The organism is Agrobacterium sp. 6Ca8, assembly GCF_055382765.1.
Map to the genome: position 1 here is coordinate 1,468,984 of NZ_AP026433.1, position 24,870 is coordinate 1,493,853.

Below are 24,870 nucleotides of genomic sequence, written 5' to 3' on the forward strand. Positions count from 1 at the left end.
AAGCCGGTGGGTTGGTTAGGAGCCGCGCAACTCAGAGATTTCAGCGCGATAGCTTTCGGAGTTGGCGCGATAGACCTTCTCCGCATGGTTCATTTCGTTTCGCAGGCGCGTTGATAGGGCTACGGCGTCTGAAAGGGTCGCTTCCATTTCACGAAAGCGCTCATCAAGACCTTCAGCAGCCTTGAGAACATCAGAGCGAGAAAGGTAATTACCCTTTGCGCCGGTCGGCTTCATAACGGCGTATTGACCCGATACATTCTGGCAAAAGACATCGTTACCTTCGTACTCATTCGCCGTGTCCGGGTCGAAGCCATCCAAAAACTTGAAAGCGTCAACAAACGCGCTGCTCATCTTCTTCTCCCGCTGTGCTGTGGTTACTTGGTGGGGCTACAAACTCTCGCTGACCGGATAAACGCGCATGTTCACCGTGACGAATTGGTCTAGGGCGTCGGCATTATCCCCGTCGCCGTACCGGTCGAAAGCAGACTGCCGAGATCCTTTGCGACCCATCTGGATGTGAGCGTTATGCACCTCTACTTCGACGGTCGCTGGCATCGCACCCAGAAGCCGGTACAGCTTGTTAAACCAAGCTTTTTCACTCGCGGTCATTTCGCTCATTTCCCTATCCCTTGTCTGAAGCCCTATGCGGGGCGGATTCACTTCCGCGCCAACAACTCACAAACAGCAGTCGAAGGCACGACATACCCATATCCAACCAGCGAGCCTGAGAAGCCAATAGGCGCCGCCATGACGCCGACGGTGATGCCGATCAGGTCGCCCTTGTCCGTAAAGACAGGCCCGCCTGATTGCCCCATCACGGTCGTGATGTCGGTCACATAGACAGCGTTCCACGGACCTGTTTTGCGAGGCTCGCCGGCAATCTTGCCGTACGCGGCAACGAATTCGATTTGCAGGGGATTGCCGTAGGCAACGATAGGATCGCCAGCCTTCACCGAGCGGCAGGAAAGGTGAGCAATCCCTAAGCCGTCCGACGACGTGCGCAGCAGTGCGATGTCGTTGGCCTTATTGACCCAAAGGACGTCCGCCTTGCGGAACTCGGCGCCCTTCGCCTTCATCTGGACCTCTTTAGCGTCGCCGACGACGTGCGCAGCAGTGACGATAAAGCCGTCGCCTATGTGGACGCCGGAGCCGTGGGCGTCGTTGACTTGGATTTTGACGGTGGCACTCTCGGTCGCCGGCAAATTGGGCGGAGGAAGGAGCGCGTACGCGGCCGCAGAGGTAGCGGCGACGACGAGGAATAAAGCAACGAGGAATGCTGTCGGCGAACGCCGCAATAAGGCACGCAGGAATCGTCTGAGCATGATATCCCCTCTTTCTGGCGTCTTGCGCCAATGTGGTGGTGCTTTTGGTGAAAGCAGGCTGGTGAGGCCGATATTCACGCTATACTCTTTTTACAAATTTGTCAAGATTTTCCAGTAACGCAGAATACTGATTGACTCTGTTGCGCGCCAGAACATAATAAGAACATGCTGAAAAGTGAGATTGATAAAAACTTCGAAAAGTGGTGGATTACCGTGAGGGGCGCAGCCGATCAGGAAAAGCACCGGATGCGCTTGGCGTTTCTCGCAGGATGCAAGCTTGCCGAAAGCGCAAAGACAAAAACCTATCGATTTCAAGCTGGCCGGTGGGTCGTAAGCGTTCAAGCAGCATCGGTGCGTGAGGCCAAAATTGTCGCCTCAGCGAAACTTACTCAGCGCTCGATGAAATTAATGTCATCTACACCACCGGGAGGGTGGCGACTGCGGCAACTGGAAACAGATAATTGAGCGACCAATCCAAAAACAGCGACGGCATTCACGAGGATCACTGGTGCGAGCATCCTGGCTGCAAGAAATGGGGCGGCTTCGGGTATTCTCGATCAAAGGCCGAGAAATCCACCTGGCATTGCTGGGCGCATTATCCGCATAAGGAGCCACTACAATGATAACCCGCATTTCCCGCCAGAAGAACGCAGAACAACGGTTGGCAATGGCCCTTCGCCAGTTAAACGATGCCATCAAAGAAGTTCACAAGACAGGCCTCGACGTCGATATCAGCACCCTGATGATGCATACATCTCGTGGCCCAATGACGCAGGTAAATCTAAAGACGTTCAGAGCTGAAGGTGCGCCGCCGGTGCTGCGTGTGGTGGAATAGGTAATTTTTTCGGAACCGATTTTCAGGTCGCGAGTTTTTAAGGCCGGACGGAACCTTTCCCCCTCCGCCCATTGCTCCTAGTGCCCTTTAGTCGGCGCGATTAGAACCCTCCCCGCCGGGGGGGTTCTTTTTTCCAGCCCTTTACCAGCCGTTTACGCTGCTATGGCACGCTGAAACCAAGCGCGAAATGTATTCAGTACGCGCGGCTTTTCCCAACTAGCCCGCCACACTCGGCGGGTTTTGTTTTGCTCATCGCGGTAAACGACTTATTCACCAGAACGAGGCAACCTTCGCCATAGAGGGTCTTTTTATGCCTTACCGGTTTCTGATCAATGCCGCCGTGCTTTTTGCGATACCACTATGCGCCCTGGTTATTTTTGCTGCTGTTGCCGTTTCACACAACGCCAACAAGACTGTTGACGCGGATTATGTAACGACCAGCTCGATCAAAAGATGACGCGTCGGGCCGGAGTTCCTCTTGTTATCGCAACAAAAAACCCGCTTACCTCTCGGCAAGCGGGTTGAATCAGGCTCCCCGCGTCGCGCGCGGCTTTGATTGATTTTCGACGATGCGATCCACGCGCAACGTCATCTTGTCGACGGCATCCTTCACGGCACCGATAGCGCCCATGATCTGCTCAGTCTGTTCGCGAAGGCCGGACTTTGAGACGTAGGTTTCCGCCACATGCAGGCGGTGAGCCGCGAGCTCTTCCCTTGCAAGGGACGCCATTGCCGACGCCGCAGATGCCGCGCCAGACGCCTCCATCTTTGCGGCGCTGATCTTCGCGTCGACGTATTTCCAGAGACCGAAAAGAAAGCCGAAAACCGTGATGAAGAAGGCGGCGACGGCCATTATTTCGGCGCCGGTCATGGCTTCACCCCGCACAGCTTTTGCAGCTTCTCATTTTCGATGAGGATTTGCCGCTTTGTTTCGTTCGTCAGGCTATCCTCAAAGGAGGGCCGCACCGGTCGCGCGATGTCGCAGTAATCACCGCTTGTCGCGCATCCACTGAGCAAGACGACGATCAACATCATCGTCGCCAAGATTTTTGATTTCATGTTCGACGTCCCCGGCCTTCTTGATAGCCTTGGCATTTGCCGCAGCCTGCTCGTCCTTCGCCGCGGTGCGCCCTGCCCGCTGGCCATACAAAAAGACGCCCGCGAGGATCGCGAGCGCCGTGCCGATTGCGGCTAGGTAGCCTTTAAGCTTGGCGATGATCATCGAACCACCACCTCCTTCCCGCGCCAGCTATTCCAGCGGCGCGCGATCACATCGCGGTTGCGGTAGGCGACGTAGACGACCACGGCGACAAGCACGCCTGCGGCGATCCAGCCCCATGGGAGGCCTGCGGTGAAGGCAAGCAATCCAGAACCAGCCGCAGAGCTTGCGCCCTTTGTAACCACGTCCTTGGCCGCGCCTGCGTCGCGACGAAGCTGTGCGATGGTGGCAGGGCCGATGATGCCGTCAGCGATAAGGTGCGGGTGTGCCTTCTGATAGGCAATAACAGCGGCCTTGGTCTTCTCGCCCATCCAGCCGTCGATAGCGCCTGGATTAAGGCCCGCAGCCGTGAGCAGCTCCTGCGCTTCCTTCACAACTGGATCCGCTACCACCGGCGGTTCCGGCGTCACTTCTTTCGTCACGCCAACGCCGGTATAGATGCCCTTCTCGAAAAGCAGAGCCTCTTCTTTGCGACGGCGCACGAGGCCAGGCAGTTTCTTGCCTTTCGCAGTGTTGTAGTTGCTTGCGAGATGAGCGGCGGCCTTCTGGATCTGGCCTTTGCGCCAGAGATCAGCCCACGTCCAGTTCATCGCGCCGACGCCGAGATTGAACGTCACGGATGCAGCGGCGTCCAGCTCATGCTGCTTGCGATTCTCGGGCGAACCAGCGACGACGGCAGGCACGTACTCGGCGGCAAGAACAGCGTCGAGGATGACATCGCTCTGCGATGCGGTGATCTTGGTCTTACCAGGCACCAGCTTCGTGATGCCGATCTTGGCCAGTTCGCGGCGAACTGAATCGCTGCGCATAGTGAAGCCCGTACCGATCGTCGGAATACCGACAGGGTCGAGGTAGCAGGTAAGTGGATTGCCCTCGTGCAGACGCACGAAAGCCCTCCCCTGTGTGGAGATTTTAGTGATTGGCATTGATTTTCCTTTTTATAGGAGCGCTGGGAACATTGAGGCGGCCATGGCGTTAAAGCCGTCGCCATGTCCCCAACTCCATGGCCTAAAGACCCGCGCACACATCCCCCCGCTGCGCGGGTCTTTTGCTGCTATTGATACAGCCGATACTTGCAGATATGGGAGAAGCGCCACGCTCATAACAGGCCGTGGCACGGAGGCCTCGGCGCTTGGCGGAGCGTCGGGCCTCTTTTGGTTTCTGCACCTGATTGTGGTTATCGGTGCCGGGTTGGCGAAATCACCTTGACCGGCCAAGTTGCAATCTACAATATCGCTCTACTTAAATTGGAGCGCTTCAACGCGCTTGAGGGGGAAGACGTTTGACGCGCGAAATCAATAAGAACAAGGCGAACCACTCTCTCGTTGAGAGTTTCATGCGGCGCGTCCCATTCGTTCGATCCGCGTATCATCAGTTGGATTTGATGAGAGAGGAGATCGATGTTCTTAAAAACGCGTCAGACGATGCCTTCAGGCAAGGCGCGGCCTCAGTGGCGTTATCCCCAGTCCCACCAAGCATGCTTGACGACCAACGCCGCCTTGTGCCGAATCCATCCACCATCCTCGATGTTGGTGCTCACCATGGGCATTCGACAATGGAATATCTCGATGATTTCCCATCTGCCCGCGTTTTTGCTTTTGAGCCAGACGAATCCAACAATCGCCAAGCGGCAGAACTATTGCGCCCTTATGGCGATCGGGTCCGCTTGTCACGCTTGGGTCTAGCCGAGCATGTCGGCAAAGCCTCACTTCACATTAACTCGCATGATGGCACCCATTCTCTACTGCCGATTGGCGACATGTCGTATTGGCATGGTCACGCGAGTGAAATAGAGCAGGTTGATATCGAGACCACCACACTGGACAGCCTGGCGGCTAAAGAGAGGTGGGACCGTATCGACATTCTCAAGATGGACATTCAAGGGGCTGAACTGGCCGCCCTGAAAGGTGGGGCAGGTTTGCTGGCTGCCGGAGCTATCGATTTGCTTTGCCTTGAGGTCGAGTTCGAGCACCTTTATGAAGGGCAACCACTCTTCTGGGACATCGCGAGCTATCTCAACTCGTTCGGATATCGCCTCTACCGTGTCTATGATTGGCAATACGGATTGAAGCGATCGAACGAACTATGCTGGGCTGATGCGATATTTATCAGCCCTCGCTTGCTGAGCGTATCGAATGGCGTAGGAGGCTGAACTAGCGGACGTAGGGTGCGTGGTTATGTCGCCGGCCAAGCAATGGGAGCGATTTCAGTAAGAAACTGTTCTACGGTCGGCTGTTGACGCTGACCAGCCTGCGCCTTGGCCAATTCGCAGTAAGCGTAGAACCAGACGTTATCTCGCCATGCAACAAAGGCCTGAGCCTCCGCCGCCCACTTCGGCTTTGTCGAGCCGATATAGGAGGCCAGTGTAACACCATCGCGGAACTGCCTTTCCCGCGCCGCGCTGTCAACAATGCCCTGGATGGCGTTTTCGTAGTCGGTGATTGTGGGCGCAGGAACTGGGATTTTCTGTAGTTCAGAAATTTCCTCAACCGTGAGAGGTCGATCAACTGTTTCACCTGTTTCCGCATCAAGAATCTGAATTTTCATCCTCGTATCCCTTCAAAGAAAAACTCGCCGTAAGAAAAAACGCCGGACGATGCTAGAACCCTGATAGCGTTACGAGCTACGGAGCTATCTATTTTCTGTCCAATTTGGCGCAACACCTCGCTGGTAGTTTGGTAATTCTGATGGCCAACAGAACGCGCAATTCTGGCTTTGTTGAAACTGAATATGGAGATAACACTCCCGGCCGAGCCGTTACCGAGTAGCAGGCCCGGGACCGTGCCATTTGATCCGGTAACAGCTCCCGTCCCGCTGCCATCTACGATGATAAAAGGGTACGTTGAGCTCGTTGTGACAAATGACGCGCCATTATCCGTAGAGACCTGGATTGCCGCATAGGCGCCACTGTCTACCGAGAAATCTGAGTGACATCTGATTGCGCGGAACACCGACAGATTGTTGACTATTCCAGCCGATTGGGTGGCAAGATTAAGGCTTCCTATAGGCTCCCATCCGCCAAGAAGTTGGTTGGCCTGAGCCGGCGTCAGGTCTTCAACATTGCCAGCTCCCGCGGTCAGCCGTCCCTTAATTGCAGGGGCGGCGAGTTGAGACAAAAGCGCATTGCCAACGACGTTGTTTGGCGCCTTCTTGAGGAGCTTGCCAGTAGTGTCAGCAAAGACCGCCAAGTCATTGATCGCAACACCGCCGGCAGGCCCAACAACATCACCCGTACCAGAGCCATCCGTCCCCTTGCGGGCCAACAGGCGCCAGTAGGCATTACTTTCGGTCGGCAAGGTTGGAGGCGCGTTACCTGTCGTCGGCTGGAGCGCAAGCCACGTTGAGCCGTTATTGAGAACGATGTCATTCGCCTCATAGGCCGTCGCGCCGCTGTAAGCGCCACGATCCACCACGCCCTGAGTCCCAGAGCGCGCAAAGAGAAGCCATTGCGTGTTCTCGGTCGTCGGTAGTGTCGGCGGCGCGTTGCCAGTCGTCGCGACCTTGGCAATCCACGTCGATCCGCCATACTGAACGATATCGCGGATCGCGTAAGCGGTCCCTGCGCTGTAATTGCCGCGCTGGTTGACGCCAGCGGGGCCAACAGGACCGGTTACGTATGACGGTGCACTCCAGTCACCCGACGTTGCCGAGTTCTTGAAGTATAGCGCCGACCGGCCGTCGCCAATATCGATCACAAGGACGGAGAACCCGGCAGCAGCGCCGTTGTACGTCGCCCTGCCCGCCAGGTTCGGTACGAACTCATCGTACTCGACGCCCTGAACCAGAGCCGCCTTGTTTATAGTGCTGAAGACTCCAGGACCAATGCCGATCAACAGGTCATCAGTTCCAACAGACGTTTCGGCGATACTGGACAGATTGCCGCCGCTCAAGCTCAGCATAAGCCGCCGCATCGTCTCGACAGCAACGATCGTGGGGTTCGTCAGCTCGATCTTGTAAGGCGCGTCCGTCTGAGCAGGACCGGGCCAATCGTCGGCCAGCAACAATTCCGTGTCGCTGATGATCTGCTCAATGACGATCGGGCGGCCAACGTGAATGCCGTACTTGTCGCCATCTTTGATTGGCGTCATACCCGCAACAGGAGTGAGCCAGCCTGTATCTGTACCAATGACAGTCCGGGAACCAACAGCCACCGTCGTCAATCCGTCGCCATACCAAGTGGTGTTCGCCATTATTGGGATGCTCCGTCGTTGGTCTCGACTTCGCCTTTTGCAACGCGCAGATCGGCCTCAAGACCGTTGATCTTGTCGAGAAGGATCTGGTTTTCTTGTTTCTGCATCGAAAGATGCTGGGATAACAGCAGAGTGCGCTGCTTCAAAAAGCCTTCGCGCACTTCTGCTTCATGCAAGGCGACGAGAACGTCGACCTGCATCGTGTTGCCGGTAGTCATGGGATTTCCTCAGCGCTTGAAGGTGGATGCGATCATAATGGTTCTATCGACCGATCCGATGAACGGTCCGCCAGACACGGTTACTCGAAACGTTGTCTGAGACTGATTGGGCAAGGGAGTGTAGAGAACAATGTCGCTGCCAACGTAGCGGAATCCGCTGGCATCATCCGTCGAGTTGAAGATGCAGAAGTTGCTCACTTCGCCACCGTTGGTGATATTTTGGGTAACAATCTGAGACTTCCCGTTGACCGTTCCGCCAGATATCAGCTTGCTTACGATATCAAGGCGCACAGTCGGAGATCCTTGGCCGTGGCTCACAGTGACATCAAACGTACCAGTGTCAGTTCTCGCGTTGGCGTCGACCCGCGTGATTGCGCCTGGCTCGATGTTAGAGGTGCCAACCTGAAGGTTGCCAATGTAGGCTTCCTCAATGTTGACGTTCCCGAGCACAGAGGTAAATGCCGATAGCTTGTTGACCCTGATGTCGTTGGCGTAAAGCACACCACCCTGAACTACGAACGGCTGCTTGATCACCGACATATCGCCGCTGGCTATGACAAATTGGTCAGCGAAGCCGACCAGGCGCGTCGGGCTCAGCGGGTTTGCTGGTACATCCAACAAAAGCGCCGCAGAACGATACTGACCGTCGTTGACAGCCGCCGTCACGCCGTACCGGGCTGCGTAGCCCGATGGAGCAGCAACAGCAGCCCAGGCAATGTTGATGGACGCACTATTGCCGCCGAGTGCTGCCGTCAGCGTCTCCACCTTGCCGGCAACCGCCATGGTTTCATTCACGGCAAGCTGAATATCTTCACGATACTCAGCGCGCGCCGCGCCAAGCTCCACGGACAGTTCTCTGGCAAGATTTCGGGTGTCTTTGTAGGCAACCGTCGCCATTTCCATCTGCGCAGTAACAAGCCCGTCGATGGCGTCCTGTGCCGTTCTGGCGCTGTTGCGAAGCCAACCGAGAGCATCACCAATACCGCTTAGATCGATATCAACATAAACATCGAGGTCTGACAGCAGCACGTTCGGTGTGATGACGGGGAAAAATCCCGACCACAAAACCGGCCTGTCGCCACCTGGTATGTAGCGGCCACGAGCAACATAACTCTCGTTCGGCAGCAATCCTTGCGAGATGAGCATTGAGCCCACCTGCGGCTGGTCTGTGCGGCCTTCAGTCACCTTTTCAAGCGACGCCTGAAGGCGAACCTCGTACTCAATACCGATGACGTCATCGAGGCGACCATCGCTGTTGTCCCAAGTCAATCGGATTGCCGGACGGCGATCCTGACCAGTGCTGTCCTTGACCGTAGCCGGTTCTGCGAACCATTCAATGATCGGCTGTGGCGATGGGCGAATTACCCCGAGCTGCCCATCAACAGGAGGCTTGAAGTCTGTATCGGTACTCCAATCGTAGTCGGCTGGATCAACTTCGGTGATGTCGACCATGACATCGAGATTGGCGCGATCGGCAACGCCATCGAGGCGCATCAGTTTCGCGATGTAACCGTTACGCTCTGACGTCCACGAAAACACCGTGCCTGGTGTCGCATAGGCCCAGAATTTCGGAGGCAGAACAATCGTATGCCGGCGGAAGCGTCGAGCCTCTTCTAGCGCCGACCTCATTAGCCGCTGCACCTGCTCCGCATACGGAACAAAGTTCAAATCGACGTCCGCCATCAGACGGCGATTGCCGTCGATTGCTTCAAGGTCAGTCCGATAGAGCGGCGGCGCAGTCTTTGATACCCAGCCATCTTGCGGAGAAGGATAATTGGCTGAAACGCCGTTGATGGTGTCCGCGAGTCCACGCGTGAATCGAAGATGATCGCCGCGCATTTCGGGGTGAAGATTCAATGACTACCGGGCTTCAATCGCCTGAAAGCTGACTACAGCCCGTCCAGTGTCTTTGTCGGCGGTGGTCGAAACCGTTCCCGGCAACAAGGTCATGATACAGGAAGGCTTAACGAGCGTGGCAGCGACCGGCGCCACCACACCCGGCCACAGATGCGGGCGGACCTCAAACTGCGTCGTCACGCCGCCAGCGCTGGCCGTCATCGGCTCCATGACCATGTGCAGGTCTTTGTCGCCGATCTGGATGTAATCTCCGACCATGACATTGTAGCCAGCAGGCAGGCCCGAGAGCGAGATTCCCGCACTCGCTGAATTCGCCAAGTACTTCTCCACTCTGTCGGCGGCAGCGCTGACTGCCGCGGATACTCCACGATAAAGGATCCCGACCAAGCACCACGCGTCCGTGGTGCACGCCTGTCAATTCAGGGCCAAGCTTGCAAGCAGTGGGTTGGGTCGGCCATTTGGATAGTTACCCGCTGCGTTCAGCGGCTGCACCGAATGCAGCATGACGGCGGGGCGACCTCAGTCGCGTCTCAGTGGGGATAGGTGTTTGCCTATCCCCTTCATAAGAGTACGCAACAGCACGCCACAAAAAGGCACATTCTATGCAGATTTTTTGTGCTTTTCCGTCAGCGACAAAATCTCTGCCAGTTCGAGAAGAGATGCCTTACCCGCCCTATCTGCGTAGCCTTCACTGTATCCAAGGCGCAATCCGATCGACTTCAGTGTTCCTGAAGCCGCCACTTCCTCAATGACCGAAGCCGCACTGCTTTTGCGATCCTCGGGCGCATCCCACATGATCGCCCCTTCCGAAGAATTCCCTGATGGGCTTGATACGCCGCCTAGAAACCCTGCGCCGTCCGCAGGCACTAGAGGCCCAAAAGCAATCGGCACAGGAATGTCTCTGGCTTGCTTGGATCCATCGACGCCAAGCGAGGCGAGAAGAGCACGTGCTGCCTCAACCCCTGGAAGAGGATCATACATTGATGCGATGGCCGGCTCTTTCGATATGGACCTATGCAGGTGATCTGCTTCGAATGGTGATTTCGTCGTCGGCTTGGTTTCTAGATAAAGCGAAATCTTGCGGGTCTCATGCGACTTGTCCTCCGTACTCCTCGGTCGATCAGTCGGCTTGAGCTTTTTGCCCTTCTTCGTGACACCCCACTCCGTCAGCAAACCGTCTCGAAATTTCAGCCTGCCAAGCGTTACGTGGCACGATCTACCGTGGCGTTCGTAGGTCTGGGGTGCTGATTTACCATTATCGTCTTGACTGGCTGCAATCAGTTCGCCGACCGTGGGGCGGATCTCTTGTCGTGTAGGTTCGACATCCATAAACCAGTTCGCAGCCTGCCTTGGCAGGGCTCCAGCAACAGCCGGCGCTAGATCTGGATGATTGTCCCAAAGCCACCGTAAAGCGGGCAGCGTTCCTCGGTACCTTGGGGGTGGTTCCTTTTTCGGCTTGTTGTCATTCGCAGCTACGCGCTTTTTTGATTTCGGTGCAGTCGCCTCATTCGACAACTCTGCCAACTGTTCTGCAAGTGATCCATGTCTGGCCATATCGTCTCCCCTGTGGTGCTAGCGCTTGGTGGGCGCCGTTACTGCTGCTCGGTGTTGTCGTTGTCGGCCAGCCATTGGCGCACCAGCGTCACCGCCTTGCTTGCCGCCTCACCTGTGGACGTAAACCGGACCACCTCAACTGGATGCCCCAACTTGGCCAACGAAGCGTGGCGCGCGACCTGAGCCGGCGACAGCCGACCCTTGCCGACCTTGTTTTCGATCATCCGCAGTACGCCGCCCATGAGATAGATCCGCAGATCGGCCTCCCCCGGCGTCATGCCGGTTGCGATAGCATCAGCCTGTGCGCGTGGGCCGCGCTTGGCACTGTTCATGTCGCCAGCAAGCAAGAACTGGCGGCCGTACTCCGGCAGAGACCTAAGGGCGCGCACCTGGGCCGCCTGCCCTTCGCTTTCCTTAATGGGGGCATCCTTGAGACTAACCTTGCCGGTCGCGCTTGTGCGGATAACAACGCGCTTGCCGTTGATGCGGGTGGTTTGCTGCATGCTGGCCTCCTCATATGGTGGCGCGCCAGCGGTGATGGCGACACACATACTTTCCGAGAGAGGAGCGAAAACGTGTAGTCGATTTGTGAAAATTTTTTTGGGCCAAAAGAAAAGACCGGCTGAACGCCGGCCTTTTTCACTAGTGCTTTTCGTCGTCCCGGTTCGGGCACCGCTTCATGAACTTGTCGATTTTTGACCGGTCCCCTCGAAAGTGTTCAAGCACCTCCACTGCCACATGCAGGCTTACGGCATATTTCTGCTGTAGCTGCTCGACGGTGTACGGCTGCATTTCGTTCTCTGGCATCTGCATTCTCCTCATCTGCGAAATGCGGATGGGGTGATGTCGGTTCCGGGTTGTAATGAATATAGCCATCTGCCGTCCGCACGTTGCCCAGTTAAAATCAACTTGAGAACCGTGCGCGCGGCACACCGCCCTGCACGGTTGCACGTGTAGGGGTATATATAAATATATACCCTACTAAACGTGCACCAACCGGGCAGCGCTGTGCGGGTGTCTCCGCCCCTATGTGCACAGTTAGTGCACGGATAGAAATTCGAGAACCGTGCAGTATTAGAAGTTGAATTACAGATGACAATTTGGTTGTATACCGTGATAGATTCTTCTCCTCGGGGCGCCCATATGTCTAATGACAAAGATCCAAAAAATAATGTCGGAAAAGATAGCCGAAAAGGCTCATCTGAACAGGGCAGTAGGCAAATCAATGAACAGAAGAATCTGACTCTTGACCACCTGAGAGATAAGGTCGCATCAAAACCACGACCCGACAATAAAACCGGACAGAGCTAAGCCTTGGTAGGTGACGCAACTTCCTTTTGGCCTGATAAACTAGCCGACTACGCGTCGTCTGCAGGCCTGCCAATCTCACTGATCGCTCTGTGGTTTGTGTTGAGGCAACTAAAAAAGGACGGTTTAGCTAGCTCCGCTAACGCAGTTGGAGCTGCATACAATTCGATAATCAAGGCAATTAACGATCTCGATGGCAAAGAAGAAAAAGATCGGGAAGCGGCATTATCTGAGGTGTTTAATCAGCTAGAAATGGCTTGCGCACTGAAGCGAGATGGGCAGTTCAGTGGCCATTCTGGTGCTCTAGCTTCAAAGATGCTTATCGGCATTATCGAGATCTTATTAGGCGATGAGGAGAACCTAGCGTACTTCAACCGCGCAACATCTAACTCCGACACATTTCAAAACATTAGAGCGATTATGACCGAAGGCGACGCGAACACCCCTCCCTTACAGGCAAAGCAGTTCATGAAGAATCGGGCTGAAGTCGCCGAAATCGTCTACAAAGACTACAAGGAAATGCAGCGAGTGACATTTGATCTCGCGGGTCAATATGGTCGATGGTTGCTTGCAAGCCTCCTCCTAATCCACGGGGGAGCACTTTTTGGCCTGTTCACTTTCCTAAGCGAACTTGCAGACAAGCCGGACGCCTTGGCGCGGTATCAGTTGACGGTGTGGTGGTTTGTATCTGGCCTCATGCTTACGCTTTTCGCAGGCCTGTTCACTTGGCTAAACTGGTCAATGAACAGCAACAATTACGAGGCTTGGGCCAACAAGGCTATGCTCTGGGATCCGGAAAAATGGACGGGTGACAATGTGCACACATGGGGTGTGAACTTTTGTTACTGGGCCGCCTTGGTTCTCGGCGTGTTGTCGTCATTCTGCATCATCGGAGGAGCCTATTCCACCCTCAATGGTAACTGGGTGCAGTCAGTATCGACTGCGCTTGTGTAACAATAAAGGCCGGGGCGAAATCGCGCCAACTTTCTTGTCGCTTGCAGTCCAGTCCATCCGTGGTCAGCGCGCAAGATAGTTGCCGATAGAAATGCGTCCTCGCGGGATTTGTTACGCAAAAAAACCGCCGCCGGATTTGTATTTAAAGTTGTTATTGCCAGAAAAATAGGTTGTATTAGCTATACGCGATTTGCGGTGTGTCCAACGCTTGGGGGAGTTATGGACGAGAAACTGCTTTACCAATATTCCAATGACAGGATCGACAGCAGACAGATTGACGAGTTAATTGGGCTTGCGCGAGGCTTAGTAGCTGACGGGCAAATCAATCAGGCTGAGGTCGAATTTCTTCAAAAGTGGTTAGTGGCAAATGGAAGTGTCAGCGACCACCCGCTGCTCTCTGTTCTTTACCGACGCGTGAATGAAATACTTCACGACGGCGTAGTCGACGAAGAGGAAAAAGCTGAGCTTCTCGACACACTCAACAGATTTTCCAATCGAGATTTTGAGCTTGGCGAGACGCTCAAGTCAACTACATTGCCACTCTGCTCGCCCGCTCCCACGTTATCTTTCGAGGGCATGAATTATTGTTTCACGGGCACGTTCAACTACGGCCAGCGAAAAGCATGTGAAAGTGCAGTTACAGCTAAGGGAGCCTATGCCGGATCGCTGACGCAGAAAACCAATTTTCTAGTTATCGGCGTCTACGCAACCGACTCCTGGAAACACTCCTCTTTTGGCAACAAGATTTTGAAGGCGGCTGAAATGAGAGCCGAAGGCATGCCAATCAGGATTGTGTCGGAAGGTCATTGGGCAAGACATCTGTGAGGGCGGACGTATGGCTATGATGACGGAGCAACTCGACCTAGTACGATGTCCCCACTGCTCGGTGGCATCACCGCTATTAAAATTGGTTTGGTGCACGAAAGATGGGGAAGGAACATCGAGATCTGACGGCCAAAACAGACAAGCTTGGGCTGCTTACTCTTGCTCAACTTGCGGAGGTGTTGTCACAGCCGTCGCGTACGGATCCTACATGAGGAACTCTGCCTACCAAGTATTCCCTGCGCCGAAGACTGCACACGAGGACATTCCGGATGTTGCCAGAAACTTCTTGCAGCAGGCCTTCAATGTACTTCACGCCCCAGATGCTGCCGCAGTCATGGCTGGCAGCGCTGTCGACGCCATGTTGAAGAGTAAACAGTATACTGAAGGAAGCCTCTACACACGCATCGACGAGGCCCTCAAAGACGCTGTGTTAACGCAAGGGATGGCGGACTGGGCGCATTCTGTAAGACTTGGATCGAATAGGCCAAGGCACGCTGACGAAAACAGTCCGCATGTCAGCTATGAAGAGGCAAAACAGTCTGTCGAGTTTGCTGAAGCTCTGGGAAACTTTTTGTTTGTCCTCACTGCAAGGATTGAGCGAGGCATAGCGGCTGCTCAAACAGCTGAATAACAAAAAAGGCAGGCGCATCTCTGCACCAGCCTTCTTTTGCTTTTCTGCGTCGCCAGTACATCCGTGGTCGACGATAAAGCCGCTGCGCTAACGCGCTGCCATGACCTATTTAACTGCCCGGCGCGCGTAAGGTTCCAGCATCACCAACCCTGGCGACCATACCAGTCGTCGATGTCTTTCTTGGTCTGGTCCTTTGCATAGCCATAGCGCTCCTGGATTTTGCCCTCCAGCTGCTCGCGCTTGCCATTGATGACATCAAGGTCGTCGTCGGTGAGTTTGCCCCACTGCTCCTTAACCTTGCCCTTCATCTGCTTCCAGTTACCTTCTACGCGGTTCCAATCCATTGATATGTCTCCTCTTTGTTGTGTGAGGAGAAAACGCAAGGTGGCGCAAATGGTTCCCTAAGCCTCCCTGACAAATACCGCCAACTCACGCCTAACCGGATCGCGCTCCTCCCGCTCGACAAGCGCTCCTTCACGCATCAGCGCACTCACAAGGCTGGACGCCCGCTTGCGCTGCACGTTGTCGTCCAAATCCAGACCAACAGCGTACGCTACAGCGCTTCCGACCCAGTTCTTGGCCTTCGGTGACTTCTTGTAGTCGGACGCGCTCACAGCCGCCAGGATCGACGCACGCTGGTCTTCCGTCAGGTCTCCCGCCACATCCTCGGCGCTCGGCCAATGCCACTCTGTAACTACCGGCGCGAAGTCTTGCGGCTGGGCGAGGCCTGTGCCGTTGCCAAGCGGTGTCGAGACCAAATGCCTCCACTCCGCCCGGTGCGAAAGCGGCGTCAGGTTCGACTTGCCGTAGGTGGTATAGAAATATCCGAAGCGATCCTCCTTGTTAATACCCGCCTCGCCTGCTTGCTCTTCTGACATGCGGTTGAGGACGCGCACCGATCGCGCCGCGCCGATCAGCGATACCGCGCCGCGAGCATCTTCGACTGTAGCCTCCCGGTCGGCGACCTTGCGCAGATGGTGCACGATGTCGATCGAACAATTGGTGTAGTCGGCGATCTGCGCCCAGAGCTTCGCCACCTTATCGATCGCGCCGTTGTCATTTTCGTTCACGCCGTGCGTGGAAACGAACGGGTCGACAATCATCACGTCAATACCGTTGCGCTCGATCTGCTCAACCACCGCCTCGACAATCGGCTGCTGGATGCGCACGCCGGCCCTCTTGTCTTCAATGGCAACGACAAGCTCCTGTTCTCGGCCGCTATCCAGGAAGAGATGTCCCTCAAGGTCGGCAGGCTTCAGCTTGTAGTGGATGCACGCCGCCATGATGCGCCGCTCCATCTCGTCACGCGGGTCTTCGGCATTGAATATCCACGTGCGCAAGCGCTTGGGTGGCTTGATGCCGAGCAGCGCCCTGCCCGACACCATGGCAAGTCCTTCCGCGATGCTGGCCGACGTCTTACCAAGGCCGCCCGGCGATACCGTGACCGACACATACTTGCGAATAAAATGCGAGCCGTAGGCAAACTCACGGCGCGGCAATGTCTTTGGGTCGATCCATCTGAATGCCGTCGCCGTGATCGGCGATTGCGGCACGTTGTCGTTGACGGGCTCGATATCACCAGCGGGTGATACAACTTCCTCCTCGGGAATATCCCCCTTGCCTTCATGGTAGTAGAAGCTGCGCGACGTGACGGTGCGGGGTTCTGGTTCAGCCGTCGACATGATCGGCGTGTCTGCGGCCGTCGCCGTAATCTTCGGGCTGTCGTCGATGTCGAACTCATATCCGCAGCAAGAGCACGTACGCGCCGAGGCATGCACCTTTTCACCACAGCCGAAGCGACCATTCTTGTCTTCGACGTCGAACGGGCACACCTTTACAGGTGCTTCGCCGTCGCCCTTGTTGGGCGTCTTTGGCTGCACCATGTCGACCGGTCCGTACTTGTCGACAAGACCGGCGAAATCCAGCACGAGGCAGGATGGCTTCGGGCCAGCCTTGATTGCAGCAATGCGCTCTTGAGGCGTGTCGAGAGGCATGCCTGGCGCGTATATGACGCGAGTGCCGCGGCCCATCATCTGCACGTACAGCGAAACTGACAACGTTGGGCGAAGGGCAGCAATCAGGTCGACGCCCTTGTGATTGAAGCCTGTGGTCAGCACCGAGTTGTTGGTCAGAGCACGGATCTTGTAGGACTTGAAGTCCTCGATGATGCGCCGGCGTTCATCCTTCGGGGTTTCGCCGCTAATCATCTCGCAGGAGATGCCGCGCGAACGGATCTCGTCACGCACGTGCTCAGCATGCTCGACGCCAGAGCAGAAGCAAAGCCATGACTTACGGTCGGCGCCCTTCGCAACAATCTCATCGACGGCGGAGCGCGTGACGTCCATCTTATCCACGGCAGCCTGCAACGCAGACTGCTTATAATCGCCTCCCTGCCTGCCGACACCCTTCATGTCGAAGCTTGTCGCCGTAGCCTTGGACGAAAGCGGCGCGAGATATCCGTCAGCAACACCGTCTGCAATGCCGTAGGTGTAGACGATCTGGTCGAACAGCCGATCGTCTCCCTCATCCAGCCGTCCGGAGTCCAGCCGGTAGGGCGTGGCGGTGAGCCCCAAAATCTTTATGTCAGGATTGATAGCGCGCAAAGCGGCGATGAAGCGGCCGTACATCGTATTGCCGTTGGCGGGGATGAGATGGCACTCGTCCACCATCAGCACATCGATGTGCCCGATGAGCGCAGCTTTACTGTGCACGGTCTGAATGCCGGCGAAGATGATCTGGCTACGCGCGTCACGGCGGCCGAGGCCAGCCGAGAAAATCCCCGCCGGCGCAAAAGGCCAAATGCCAAGCAGCTCAAGGTAATTCTGCTCGATCAATTCGGCGACATGGGTAGCAACAAGGATGCGCATGTCCGGCCAGCCTTCGACCAGCCTCTTGATGAGCGAAGCCATGAGCAGCGACTTGCCGCAGCCGGTCGCAAGGTCGACGAGCGGATTGCCAGCCGTCGTTGACCAATAGTCGAAAACGGCGTTTTCTGCTTCTTCTTGGTAGTGGCGTAAGGATAGCATCAAGCCGCCTCCCGCAACAGCCCAAGCACCCTCGCCCGCTCCTCGTTGACGATCTGCCGCACTCGCTCTCTGGTGAGGCCGTGGTCATTGCCGATGGCTTCCAGCGTCTCACCCATTGCCCTACGCATGAGCATCGTGCCGTTGCGGCCTTCCAGCAGGGAGACAACACGCGATAGGTCCGTTCCCTCCTCCTGGTGCGGATCGGTTGAACCCGGCAGTTCTTCAAAGGCCGATAGACTGCAGACTTCAGCGGACCGCGACTTGGTCGAATTGGTGCGAACAAATTCCTGCGCCGTCCCCCGAACGCAGAGGACGGCCCACGTCCAGAAGGTCTCAAGGCGGCATTCGCGATGACGGCGCAACATGACGACCATCGCCGACTGAAACAGTTCGTCAGCGGCGTCTTCATTCTTGGTGATTTTGCGCGCCAGTCTTCGCAAAGCTGGCTCGTAGGCCAGCAGCTTGCGGTCGAACTCTGGATTGCGCGGGTTGTTATCATTCGCCGCAATAGGTGGCATCGTGGTCTCCTCATGTCGTGTGGTCAGGCGTTGGTGGCGCCTGGCGTTGGGGTATTGTCGTTGGCTGGCCGATATTTTCGGACAAAGGTGCCGAATGTATTTCTCGCTGACTTCAGAGCGTCGAACGTCTCTCGTGTGTTGTGCTTGAGATGTAAGTCGACCGCTTTGATTAGTATGGCGGTATGTCTGTTTCTGACCGGTGATCGGCGATTGTTACTTTGTACGACGGCCGAAGCCCATCTGCAGTTGTCGGGAGAGTAACCAAGGTTGGCATCCATCCGATCGATGGACGTGCCTTCAGGCCTATGGCCGCCGCTGCTGTCACCGCAGCAATGCCGCCGCGCTTCAGTCCGCGAAGGACGTATTTGCGCGGCGTAGGCGTGACCGGCACGTGGTCGAGCGGAGGTGCGGTGATGGATTCGGTGTACCAAGGGGACGTCATTAGAACGCTCCCAACCAAACGCCGGCGCCGTGGATGATACCGACAGGCGCGACGATGCACCCGAAGGCCAGCAGGATCCATGCACTGGCCTGAATACACACATAGACGTGCGTCACCCAAGCTGCGACTGCAGCAACGACAGCGCTGAGCGGCACAAGCGTGATGAGCGCCGCGCCGAGGATTGCGAAAGCATCCTTCATAATTGTCTCCTCAATGATGTGGTGAAGTGCGGCTGGTTGGTAGCCAGCCGCTGGCGCTGGTTAGGCTGCGTTCTCGTATTCGATCCATGCCTCGACGGCGTCTTTGGCACCCTTCAAAGTAAGGCCGGCAACAGCGCGCAGCTCCTTGATCGCATCGATCTTGAGGCCCAGCGCTGCCATGTTTTGCCACTTGTGGTCATAGACCGGCGCGGCCTCTTCATGCGTGGCGGTCAGCGTGAACACGCCAAACTGCTTGCCTTTGTATTTTGCAGCAAGGCGCTTGGCTTCCTTCTCGGCTGCGCTGGTGGACGTGTGTACATGCGGCGTTGAGGATGGCTTGGGCTGGCCGTTTTCGATGAGGGCGACGATGGTGGTGGTGACGTGGACGATCAGTTCTAGTTTCTGCGCAACGTAGAAGTTTAAGCCGCCCCCAGACAGTTCGTATGTGTCGCAACCAAGGTACGAAAGGCAATCACCCACCTTAACAATGGTGTGCTCAGAGCCAACAGGGAGAGCGAGAGGAATGCTTTCGCCCTTGTAATTGCAATGCTTCACGACGCGCACCCGATCGCCAACCTTGAATTTCGGCGTGGTGTTATCGTTGCTGGCCTTAGCGGCTGGCTCGTCGATCCATTCGGCGATGAGGTCAGCACCATGTTGCGTGCCAACGTCAGGATGGAACGTTCCATCTCCGCGCCACGCCTTACCGTATTCGGCGTTGAATTCGTGCGCAACTGTCCAGCCGTAGCGGCGATCGTGCCATTTGTCTTCGACCATCGGCCCGACCTTCCGGCCGTCGCGCGTCTTGTAGAACTTGCCGGCCTCGAGCTTGAGTGTGACGGACTTTGCGGGAGTCTCTGTGGAGAGGTTGGGCTCGATGTCGCGGATGTAAAAGCCGCCCGGCTTGCCAGCGAATCGACCAGTCTTCATCAAGACGACGAAGGCGCCATAATTGCGCAGTTCTGTAACCTCACCGTCACCTGCCCACTGATAATTTCCCGTCACCTTAACCGGCTCGCCAACGCGCGGCTGCCAGGGTTCGAACGCAGTTACCATAGCTGCCGATGAACCGGCGATAACGACGATCTGGCCATTTCTTGTTACTTCCAGCACTTTGTAGACGCTACCAACCACGCCGTATTGCTCTGGCCAGTCGCTTTGCTCTACGCGGCGAACCCAGTCACCAACCTTAAATCTCTGCTCACCCATCACGCTGCTCCTTCCGTGGTTGTCTCGGCGGTCATCGTGCGCCGTTGTGTGAAGTCCACCTTGACGACGTTTGTGTCGTCATCCTCTTTCGCCGGCGGCTCGCCGTCCGGATCGTGCTCGATCTCGAAGCCGTGCCACCAGATCGTCGAGGCACCGTCGGCAAGGCGCACCTGGTACTCGCTGCCCCAGTTGCGATCGCCGATGACAACGCCAGTGAGATGAGGGTTTTGCCGGTTGCGGACGGGATCGCCGAAATTGAAGAATTCGCAGTCGCAGGTCATTCGAGACCCTCCGGCTTGATCATCCGTGGATATGCGAAAGGATGAGCGCAATTGTCGTCAGGGATGATGATTACAAACATATCATCACCGAGAGTGCTGATGCCCGGCGTGCCGCCGTTTTCGGCGACGACGTGCTCGCGCTGGACGGTGAAAACGTCAGCCGTCGGAAAGAACCCGCGTCCTTCGTATTTCCACTTCCCGCTCTCCTTGAAATACACGTAGGTGCAGTCCTCCTCCCGGGTCATGCCGCCACCCCACGCAGCGCGTAGTCGTTGACCGCCTGCCCTGCCGCCAGATCGTCAGCATTGTCGTTTGCGGCGGCAAGAACGCGCGGCAGCGAAACCGGCATAAGGCCGGAAAGCGTGGAGCAACCGCCGTTGTGCGGCGCCAGGTGCGTGGCTCGTTCGGGATTGTTGTCGTTGGCTGGAATGAGGGCCCGCTGCTTGTGCAGGCCGTACGTGCGCCGAAGCCGCTGGTATGCTGCCATTGGCTTGACGTTGTATCTGGCGGCAATATCTGCGACGCTCTGACCGTTTTCACGGCGCGCGTGCATATCCGCCAGCATCGTGCTGGTGATAATCGTCATGTCGTCTCCTCTGAGTGGTGGCCGCCTTGTGGTTGACAAAGCGACAGGGTTATGAAACTAAACTATTTTTACAAATTTGTCAAGATTTCACCAAGGTGGATGCATGCCTGAAGTTAAGTCGCGCCTCCTGCAGTCGATACTGAAAGAACAGAAGCGGAGAGCCGTAAAGGATCGCGCTGTCTACGAAGAGCTTGGCGTGCCGCAGCAGACCTTCAGCACCTGGAAAGCTGGCGTCATACCAAGACCGAGACAATTCCCGGCGATTGCTGCCTTCCTGGGTGTCTCCGAAGATGACGTGGCAGAGATGGCTCGCGAGGCGGCAGAAACCGCTCCTTCGATCACGCCTATTACGGTTGCCCGCACCTACGGCAAGATCTCCGACCGCAAGGCCGGCAAATTCAAATTCGAGCCCATCAACGACGGTCGCAAACGTATTCCCGAAGGCCGGTACGCGATCGTCATCGACACGAAAGTGATGGAGCCCGTCTTCCACGTCGGCGTGAAAGCTTGGCTTGACCCTTCCCGCTGGCCAGCCGTTGGTGACGACGTGCTCGCGCATTCGGGCGGATTCGCTTGGATCGGGCGATTCGAAGGCATGAGCAACGGCGCTGTTCAGTTGGGCCGCTACGATGGTTCGCAGCTTGAGGTGAAGAACGTGGAAGCTGTCCATGTCATCGTCCTTTCGGAGCGGGTGGTGACGGTATAGCAGGTTGGTAGGGTTATAAGGCATTTGGTAAAACCTTATAGCGCTTGACAATTCCTACAAATTTGTGTAGGAATTGTCTGTCCGATGTGGTGTCGGATATGGAACACGCGCTTTGATCCCGCCTTACGGCGAAGGTCTCCTCGGCGTGTTAGTACGGAGAAGGGGCGGAGTTACGGGTGGTGCCGGCTCATTACGCCCCTTTTCGTTTTATGCTGCATGCACGACAACGCCGGCAGAGCTTCATGCTCCACCGGCGCTAAGTTTTCGAAGTCATCGTTTGCGGTCTTTCTCATAGTCGTCTCCCCTTCTGGCATTATTGATTTTGTTATCGCCAGTTGGTTGCTGGCGTTTAAGGCGGCCCGGTCACTGGCCGCCATCTTCTTCTGCGGTCGGGAGCTTCATGCTCCCATCTTCTTCTCGCCATCATGGCGCTCATGCCGATCAGCGCTTGGGTCGTCGATCGTCTTCTTTCGCAATCCTTAAACATGCGCATTCCCTTTCATGCTGCAGGTTCGTCTTGGGGTCTTTTGCCCTGTCGGCTTCTTGTGTGGCCGCTGTTGATTTTGGTTCTACCGTTTTACCGGTTTAGTGTCAACTCTAAACCGGTTTTATTTTCCGATATTTTTCCGTTATACCGGTACGCATGGCAAAGCTGAGCGACATCATAAGGTCTAAGCGCAAGGAAATGGGCTTAACGCAGAAGGCGTTCGGCAACCTTTTTGGTGCGCAGCAGACCACCGTCTCCGATTGGGAGAAGGGGAAGATATCGATGATGCGCAACTGGCAGAAGCTCGCCGTGTCTCTTGGCCTGCGCGAATCGGAATTTCTCGACCTCATGGCCGAGGCAACGACAGAATCGGAAAAGACAGAGCGGATGATCCCTGCTCTGCGTCAGGCAACTGCGCCTCAAATCAGTACTGGCAGCATTATTGCCGCTCCTAAACCGCCGTCCGGGGAGCGTGACGTACCCGTGCTGGGTAGGTCAAAAGGAGGGTCAGACGGTGAGTTTGAGTTTAATGGGCAGGTCATGGGCTGGGAGTGGAGGCCGCCACACCTGGCGGGAGTCGTCGAGGCTTACGCAACGTACGTCGACGGCGAAAGCATGTACCCTAGGTATAAGCCGGGCGAAACCGTCTGGACAAATCCACCCAAGCCAATAGCGCGTGGCGACGATATCATCGTTCAGTTAGCCCCAAATGAAGAGGATGGCATTCCTCGAGGCTTTATCAAGGAGTTTGTAAGGTGGGAGCCGAGCTATCTGGTGGTTTGTCAATTCAATCCGCCGATGGAAATAAAGTATCCACGCGATGACGTGGTATCCATCCACAAGATCGATTACGCCCAAAAATAACGGTTTACCGGTTTAACGGTTGACGCCATTCCAATATCGGTCTATATCTCCTCTTGCAACCAGCAAACCAAGCTGGCCACCACAAGAGGAGACTACCAATGTACAGACCACGTCCCGAAGAGTTTGACGACGTCGCCGTTGCCGCCCAGTCCGATGAGCCCATGAAGCGCCCGGACCACAAAGCCAAGAAGCACGGCAAGCCCAAGACGAAATTTGAGTACATGCGCCGCTTCCCCAAGAAGCCGCGTAACGGCGAGGAAGTCGGCGGCGGCCACTTCGTATTCCGCCGTGGCGACAGCACTGGACGCATCCGTCCCTGCATGTGGCCCTTTGAGCACCCCTCCTACGATTCAGCTCTGGTCGAAGCCGCCCGCCTGCACAAAGAGCACGGCGGCACTTACGATGTCCTCTCCGTTTGCGGTCAGGTCAGCACGACGCCGGATGCCGGCGAATGAGTGTGGCCGCAGCGACCGAGCCGACCACCGTCCAGCAGATCATCCTTACCCAGCATGCCGACTTGATGAAGGACATAGCCAGTTTTCTGGCTTTGTCGCTCTTTATCACCGCAGTGCTGATTTGGGCTCACTGACACCAACCACCACCACACCCGAGGAGACACAAATGTCGAGAAGACGCGACACCACCTACACCCCAGCCCCGTACGCCGGCGACGGTCTTGAAGTCGTAGCCAACCTTTCATCCGGAACCGCACCGACGGCCGTTCTCGTCGCAGTCGCCAAATGGCACGAGCGCAGGAAGGATAGCCGCAATCGCGTCATCGCCTCCAAACTGCGTGAACTGGTCGCGGCGAATGACAATAGGAGGAGAAGATGATGGGCGCCGCCGAAAGCATTTCCGATCTGCGATCACTCCTCAGCATTGTTGCTGAGGAAACTGGCGCTCTGAAAATGAATGATGCTGACGAGGACAGTGTCGGCTGGACAACGGAAGGCCCGCTGCCAATGACGTTCGGCCACGTCCGCCGCGCTCATGCCGCACTTGCCGCCCTCGAATCCGCCCTGTCCCCTGCGGAGCCTGTAGCATGGCTGCCTGCTCGTAGATGGGAGCAGATGACAGCCGCCGAACCTTGGCTGACTAATATCGTGTATTCGCAAGATCAGGCAAAATTCTTCCCTTGCATTCCGCTCTACACCGCCCCTCCCGCGCCATCCGTGGCTATGAAGCCTTTGGAGTGGAGCGGCCCCACACCGGAAAGCAATGGATGCCACGTCGCCAAAACGATTTTTGGCACATACTCCGCCGTTAACGAAGACGGATGGTACGTAACTCTGGATGACCATCCTTGGGGACAGGGATTTGAGTGGTCGGCGCCAGATATGCGTATGACGTTTGATGATGCCGCGAAGGCCGCTCAAGCCGACTACGAGGCCCGCATTCGCTCCGCCCTCTGCGCACACGTGCAGGACGTGGCGGAAGAACGATACCGCCACAAAAAGCGCGGTTCGACCTACACCGTGACGGCACGCGGTCGGCTGCAAGTCGATGGCGATCTCGATAATGAAAAGGTCGTGGTCTATCGTGGCGAAGACGGTCAGACGTGGATTCGCCCTGAATATGAATTCAACGACGGCCGGTTTGAACCTCTCCCCGCAGCACCCGCAAAGCAGGAGGGCTGAC

Annotated in this window: 34 protein-coding genes; 12 read left to right on the plus strand and 22 right to left on the minus strand. The window is 56.3% G+C overall.

Features of this window, described 5'->3' with window-relative positions:
* Positions 1 to 15: 15 nt before the first annotated feature.
* From ACZ5A6_RS07300 to ACZ5A6_RS07310, 3 genes are read right to left on the minus strand one after another with little or no spacing between them, the layout of a single operon-like run.
* Positions 16 to 351 (minus strand): hypothetical protein, encoded by a 336-nt coding sequence (locus ACZ5A6_RS07300; RefSeq protein ID WP_464110851.1) that lies wholly within the window; start codon positions 349 to 351, stop codon positions 16 to 18.
* A gap of 36 nt (positions 352 to 387) precedes the next feature.
* On the minus strand, positions 388 to 618 hold the full coding sequence (locus ACZ5A6_RS07305; RefSeq protein WP_464110852.1) for a hypothetical protein: 231 nt from the start codon (positions 616 to 618) through the stop codon (positions 388 to 390).
* Between the two features lie 38 nt (positions 619 to 656).
* Entirely contained in the window at positions 657 to 1,400 is a 744-nt protein-coding gene (locus ACZ5A6_RS07310; RefSeq protein WP_464110853.1) for a S1C family serine protease, read from the minus strand.
* A gap of 87 nt (positions 1,401 to 1,487) precedes the next feature.
* Between ACZ5A6_RS07310 and ACZ5A6_RS07315 the strand changes: the two genes are divergently transcribed.
* On the plus strand, positions 1,488 to 1,787 hold the full coding sequence (locus ACZ5A6_RS07315; RefSeq protein ID WP_464110854.1) for a hypothetical protein: 300 nt from the start codon (positions 1,488 to 1,490) through the stop codon (positions 1,785 to 1,787).
* Between the two features lie 154 nt (positions 1,788 to 1,941).
* Positions 1,942 to 2,157: a hypothetical protein gene (locus tag ACZ5A6_RS07320; protein ID WP_464110855.1), complete on the plus strand. Its 216-nt coding sequence runs from the start codon at positions 1,942 to 1,944 to the stop codon at positions 2,155 to 2,157.
* A 526-nt stretch (positions 2,158 to 2,683) separates the two neighbouring features.
* Here the strand turns inward: ACZ5A6_RS07320 and ACZ5A6_RS07325 are convergent.
* The 3 genes from ACZ5A6_RS07325 to ACZ5A6_RS07335 form a co-directional block, all read right to left on the minus strand.
* Positions 2,684 to 3,028, minus strand: coding sequence for a hypothetical protein (locus tag ACZ5A6_RS07325; RefSeq protein WP_464110856.1), 345 nt, complete (start codon positions 3,026 to 3,028; stop codon positions 2,684 to 2,686).
* Between the two features lie 117 nt (positions 3,029 to 3,145).
* The gene (locus ACZ5A6_RS07330) at positions 3,146 to 3,379 is read right to left on the minus strand and encodes a hypothetical protein (RefSeq protein ID WP_112524700.1); all 234 of its coding nucleotides are present in this window, start codon (positions 3,377 to 3,379) and stop codon (positions 3,146 to 3,148) included.
* The gene (locus ACZ5A6_RS07335; protein WP_464110857.1) at positions 3,376 to 4,302 is read right to left on the minus strand and encodes a glycoside hydrolase family protein; all 927 of its coding nucleotides are present in this window, start codon (positions 4,300 to 4,302) and stop codon (positions 3,376 to 3,378) included. Before ACZ5A6_RS07335 ends, ACZ5A6_RS07330 begins: the two co-directional genes overlap by 4 nt.
* A 356-nt stretch (positions 4,303 to 4,658) precedes the next feature.
* Between ACZ5A6_RS07335 and ACZ5A6_RS07340 the strand changes: the two genes are divergently transcribed.
* Positions 4,659 to 5,528, plus strand: coding sequence for an FkbM family methyltransferase (locus ACZ5A6_RS07340; RefSeq protein ID WP_464110858.1), 870 nt, complete (start codon positions 4,659 to 4,661; stop codon positions 5,526 to 5,528).
* Positions 5,529 to 5,551: 23 nt separating this feature from the next.
* Here ACZ5A6_RS07340 and ACZ5A6_RS07345 read toward each other — a convergent pair whose 3' ends face one another.
* The 8 genes from ACZ5A6_RS07345 to ACZ5A6_RS07380 all read right to left on the minus strand — a co-directional run bounded on the left by ACZ5A6_RS07345 (position 5,552) and on the right by ACZ5A6_RS07380 (position 12,002).
* Positions 5,552 to 5,923: a hypothetical protein gene (locus tag ACZ5A6_RS07345; RefSeq protein WP_464110859.1), complete on the minus strand. Its 372-nt coding sequence runs from the start codon at positions 5,921 to 5,923 to the stop codon at positions 5,552 to 5,554.
* Positions 5,920 to 7,566 carry a fusion protein gene (locus tag ACZ5A6_RS07350; protein WP_464110860.1) on the minus strand — a complete coding sequence of 549 codons (1,647 nt, stop codon included), beginning with the start codon at positions 7,564 to 7,566 and terminating at the stop codon, positions 5,920 to 5,922. The genes ACZ5A6_RS07345 and ACZ5A6_RS07350 overlap by 4 nt, the downstream gene beginning before the upstream one ends.
* Complete coding sequence (locus ACZ5A6_RS07355; RefSeq protein WP_464110861.1) at positions 7,566 to 7,784, minus strand: hypothetical protein; 219 nt, start codon at positions 7,782 to 7,784, stop codon at positions 7,566 to 7,568. Before ACZ5A6_RS07355 ends, ACZ5A6_RS07350 begins: the two co-directional genes overlap by 1 nt.
* A 9-nt stretch (positions 7,785 to 7,793) precedes the next feature.
* Positions 7,794 to 9,641 (minus strand): phage tail tip fiber protein, encoded by a 1,848-nt coding sequence (locus ACZ5A6_RS07360; protein WP_464110862.1) that lies wholly within the window; start codon positions 9,639 to 9,641, stop codon positions 7,794 to 7,796.
* 3 nt (positions 9,642 to 9,644) lie between these two features.
* Entirely contained in the window at positions 9,645 to 9,959 is a 315-nt protein-coding gene (locus ACZ5A6_RS07365; RefSeq protein WP_464110863.1) for a hypothetical protein, read from the minus strand.
* 282 nt (positions 9,960 to 10,241) lie between these two features.
* A complete protein-coding gene (locus ACZ5A6_RS07370) occupies positions 10,242 to 11,195 on the minus strand; it encodes a hypothetical protein (protein ID WP_464110864.1) in 954 nt (317 codons plus the stop codon).
* Positions 11,196 to 11,233: 38 nt separating this feature from the next.
* A complete protein-coding gene (locus ACZ5A6_RS07375) occupies positions 11,234 to 11,698 on the minus strand; it encodes a VRR-NUC domain-containing protein (RefSeq protein ID WP_464110865.1) in 465 nt (154 codons plus the stop codon).
* A gap of 139 nt (positions 11,699 to 11,837) precedes the next feature.
* A complete protein-coding gene (locus ACZ5A6_RS07380; protein WP_168165004.1) occupies positions 11,838 to 12,002 on the minus strand; it encodes a hypothetical protein in 165 nt (54 codons plus the stop codon).
* A 507-nt stretch (positions 12,003 to 12,509) separates the two neighbouring features.
* Between ACZ5A6_RS07380 and ACZ5A6_RS07385 the strand changes: the two genes are divergently transcribed.
* The 3 genes from ACZ5A6_RS07385 (at position 12,510) to ACZ5A6_RS07395 (ending at position 14,913) form a co-directional block, all read left to right on the plus strand.
* Entirely contained in the window at positions 12,510 to 13,457 is a 948-nt protein-coding gene (locus ACZ5A6_RS07385) for a hypothetical protein (protein ID WP_464110866.1), read from the plus strand.
* Positions 13,458 to 13,676: 219 nt separating this feature from the next.
* Complete coding sequence (locus ACZ5A6_RS07390) at positions 13,677 to 14,282, plus strand: BRCT domain-containing protein (RefSeq protein ID WP_464110867.1); 606 nt, start codon at positions 13,677 to 13,679, stop codon at positions 14,280 to 14,282.
* Between the two features lie 208 nt (positions 14,283 to 14,490).
* The gene (locus tag ACZ5A6_RS07395) at positions 14,491 to 14,913 is read left to right on the plus strand and encodes a DUF4145 domain-containing protein (protein ID WP_464110868.1); all 423 of its coding nucleotides are present in this window, start codon (positions 14,491 to 14,493) and stop codon (positions 14,911 to 14,913) included.
* A gap of 140 nt (positions 14,914 to 15,053) precedes the next feature.
* Here the strand turns inward: ACZ5A6_RS07395 and ACZ5A6_RS07400 are convergent, their stop codons facing one another.
* The 8 genes from ACZ5A6_RS07400 to ACZ5A6_RS07435 all read right to left on the minus strand — a co-directional run bounded on the left by ACZ5A6_RS07400 (position 15,054) and on the right by ACZ5A6_RS07435 (position 21,175).
* Complete coding sequence (locus tag ACZ5A6_RS07400) at positions 15,054 to 15,257, minus strand: CsbD family protein (protein ID WP_019567253.1); 204 nt, start codon at positions 15,255 to 15,257, stop codon at positions 15,054 to 15,056.
* Positions 15,258 to 15,314: 57 nt separating this feature from the next.
* Complete coding sequence (locus ACZ5A6_RS07405) at positions 15,315 to 17,939, minus strand: AAA family ATPase (protein ID WP_464110869.1); 2,625 nt, start codon at positions 17,937 to 17,939, stop codon at positions 15,315 to 15,317.
* Positions 17,939 to 18,457 (minus strand): sigma-70 family RNA polymerase sigma factor, encoded by a 519-nt coding sequence (locus ACZ5A6_RS07410; protein ID WP_464110870.1) that lies wholly within the window; start codon positions 18,455 to 18,457, stop codon positions 17,939 to 17,941. Before ACZ5A6_RS07410 ends, ACZ5A6_RS07405 begins: the two co-directional genes overlap by 1 nt.
* Before the next feature lie 441 nt (positions 18,458 to 18,898).
* Positions 18,899 to 19,099, minus strand: a complete 201-nt coding sequence (locus tag ACZ5A6_RS07415; RefSeq protein WP_464110871.1) for a hypothetical protein — start codon at positions 19,097 to 19,099, stop codon at positions 18,899 to 18,901.
* A gap of 60 nt (positions 19,100 to 19,159) precedes the next feature.
* Positions 19,160 to 20,308 carry a hypothetical protein gene (locus ACZ5A6_RS07420; protein WP_464110872.1) on the minus strand — a complete coding sequence of 383 codons (1,149 nt, stop codon included), beginning with the start codon at positions 20,306 to 20,308 and terminating at the stop codon, positions 19,160 to 19,162.
* Positions 20,308 to 20,589 (minus strand): hypothetical protein, encoded by a 282-nt coding sequence (locus ACZ5A6_RS07425; RefSeq protein ID WP_464110873.1) that lies wholly within the window; start codon positions 20,587 to 20,589, stop codon positions 20,308 to 20,310. The genes ACZ5A6_RS07420 and ACZ5A6_RS07425 overlap by 1 nt, the downstream gene beginning before the upstream one ends.
* The gene (locus tag ACZ5A6_RS07430) at positions 20,586 to 20,834 is read right to left on the minus strand and encodes a hypothetical protein (RefSeq protein WP_464110874.1); all 249 of its coding nucleotides are present in this window, start codon (positions 20,832 to 20,834) and stop codon (positions 20,586 to 20,588) included. Before ACZ5A6_RS07430 ends, ACZ5A6_RS07425 begins: the two co-directional genes overlap by 4 nt.
* The gene (locus ACZ5A6_RS07435; protein WP_464110875.1) at positions 20,831 to 21,175 is read right to left on the minus strand and encodes a hypothetical protein; all 345 of its coding nucleotides are present in this window, start codon (positions 21,173 to 21,175) and stop codon (positions 20,831 to 20,833) included. Before ACZ5A6_RS07435 ends, ACZ5A6_RS07430 begins: the two co-directional genes overlap by 4 nt.
* A gap of 103 nt (positions 21,176 to 21,278) precedes the next feature.
* On the opposite strand from ACZ5A6_RS07435, the gene ACZ5A6_RS07440 reads away from it, so the two are divergent.
* The 6 genes from ACZ5A6_RS07440 to ACZ5A6_RS07465 all read left to right on the plus strand — a co-directional run bounded on the left by ACZ5A6_RS07440 (position 21,279) and on the right by ACZ5A6_RS07465 (position 24,869).
* A complete protein-coding gene (locus ACZ5A6_RS07440) occupies positions 21,279 to 21,881 on the plus strand; it encodes a hypothetical protein (protein ID WP_464110876.1) in 603 nt (200 codons plus the stop codon).
* 643 nt (positions 21,882 to 22,524) lie between these two features.
* Entirely contained in the window at positions 22,525 to 23,232 is a 708-nt protein-coding gene (locus ACZ5A6_RS07445) for a LexA family transcriptional regulator (RefSeq protein WP_019567222.1), read from the plus strand.
* 98 nt (positions 23,233 to 23,330) lie between these two features.
* Entirely contained in the window at positions 23,331 to 23,687 is a 357-nt protein-coding gene (locus ACZ5A6_RS07450) for a hypothetical protein (protein WP_464110877.1), read from the plus strand.
* Positions 23,684 to 23,821 carry a hypothetical protein gene (locus ACZ5A6_RS07455; RefSeq protein ID WP_464110878.1) on the plus strand — a complete coding sequence of 46 codons (138 nt, stop codon included), beginning with the start codon at positions 23,684 to 23,686 and terminating at the stop codon, positions 23,819 to 23,821. Before ACZ5A6_RS07450 ends, ACZ5A6_RS07455 begins: the two co-directional genes overlap by 4 nt.
* 32 nt (positions 23,822 to 23,853) lie before the next feature.
* On the plus strand, positions 23,854 to 24,066 hold the full coding sequence (locus ACZ5A6_RS07460) for a hypothetical protein (RefSeq protein ID WP_464110879.1): 213 nt from the start codon (positions 23,854 to 23,856) through the stop codon (positions 24,064 to 24,066).
* A complete protein-coding gene (locus ACZ5A6_RS07465; RefSeq protein WP_464110880.1) occupies positions 24,063 to 24,869 on the plus strand; it encodes a hypothetical protein in 807 nt (268 codons plus the stop codon). Before ACZ5A6_RS07460 ends, ACZ5A6_RS07465 begins: the two co-directional genes overlap by 4 nt.
* The last annotated feature ends 1 nt before the right edge of the window (position 24,870 follow it).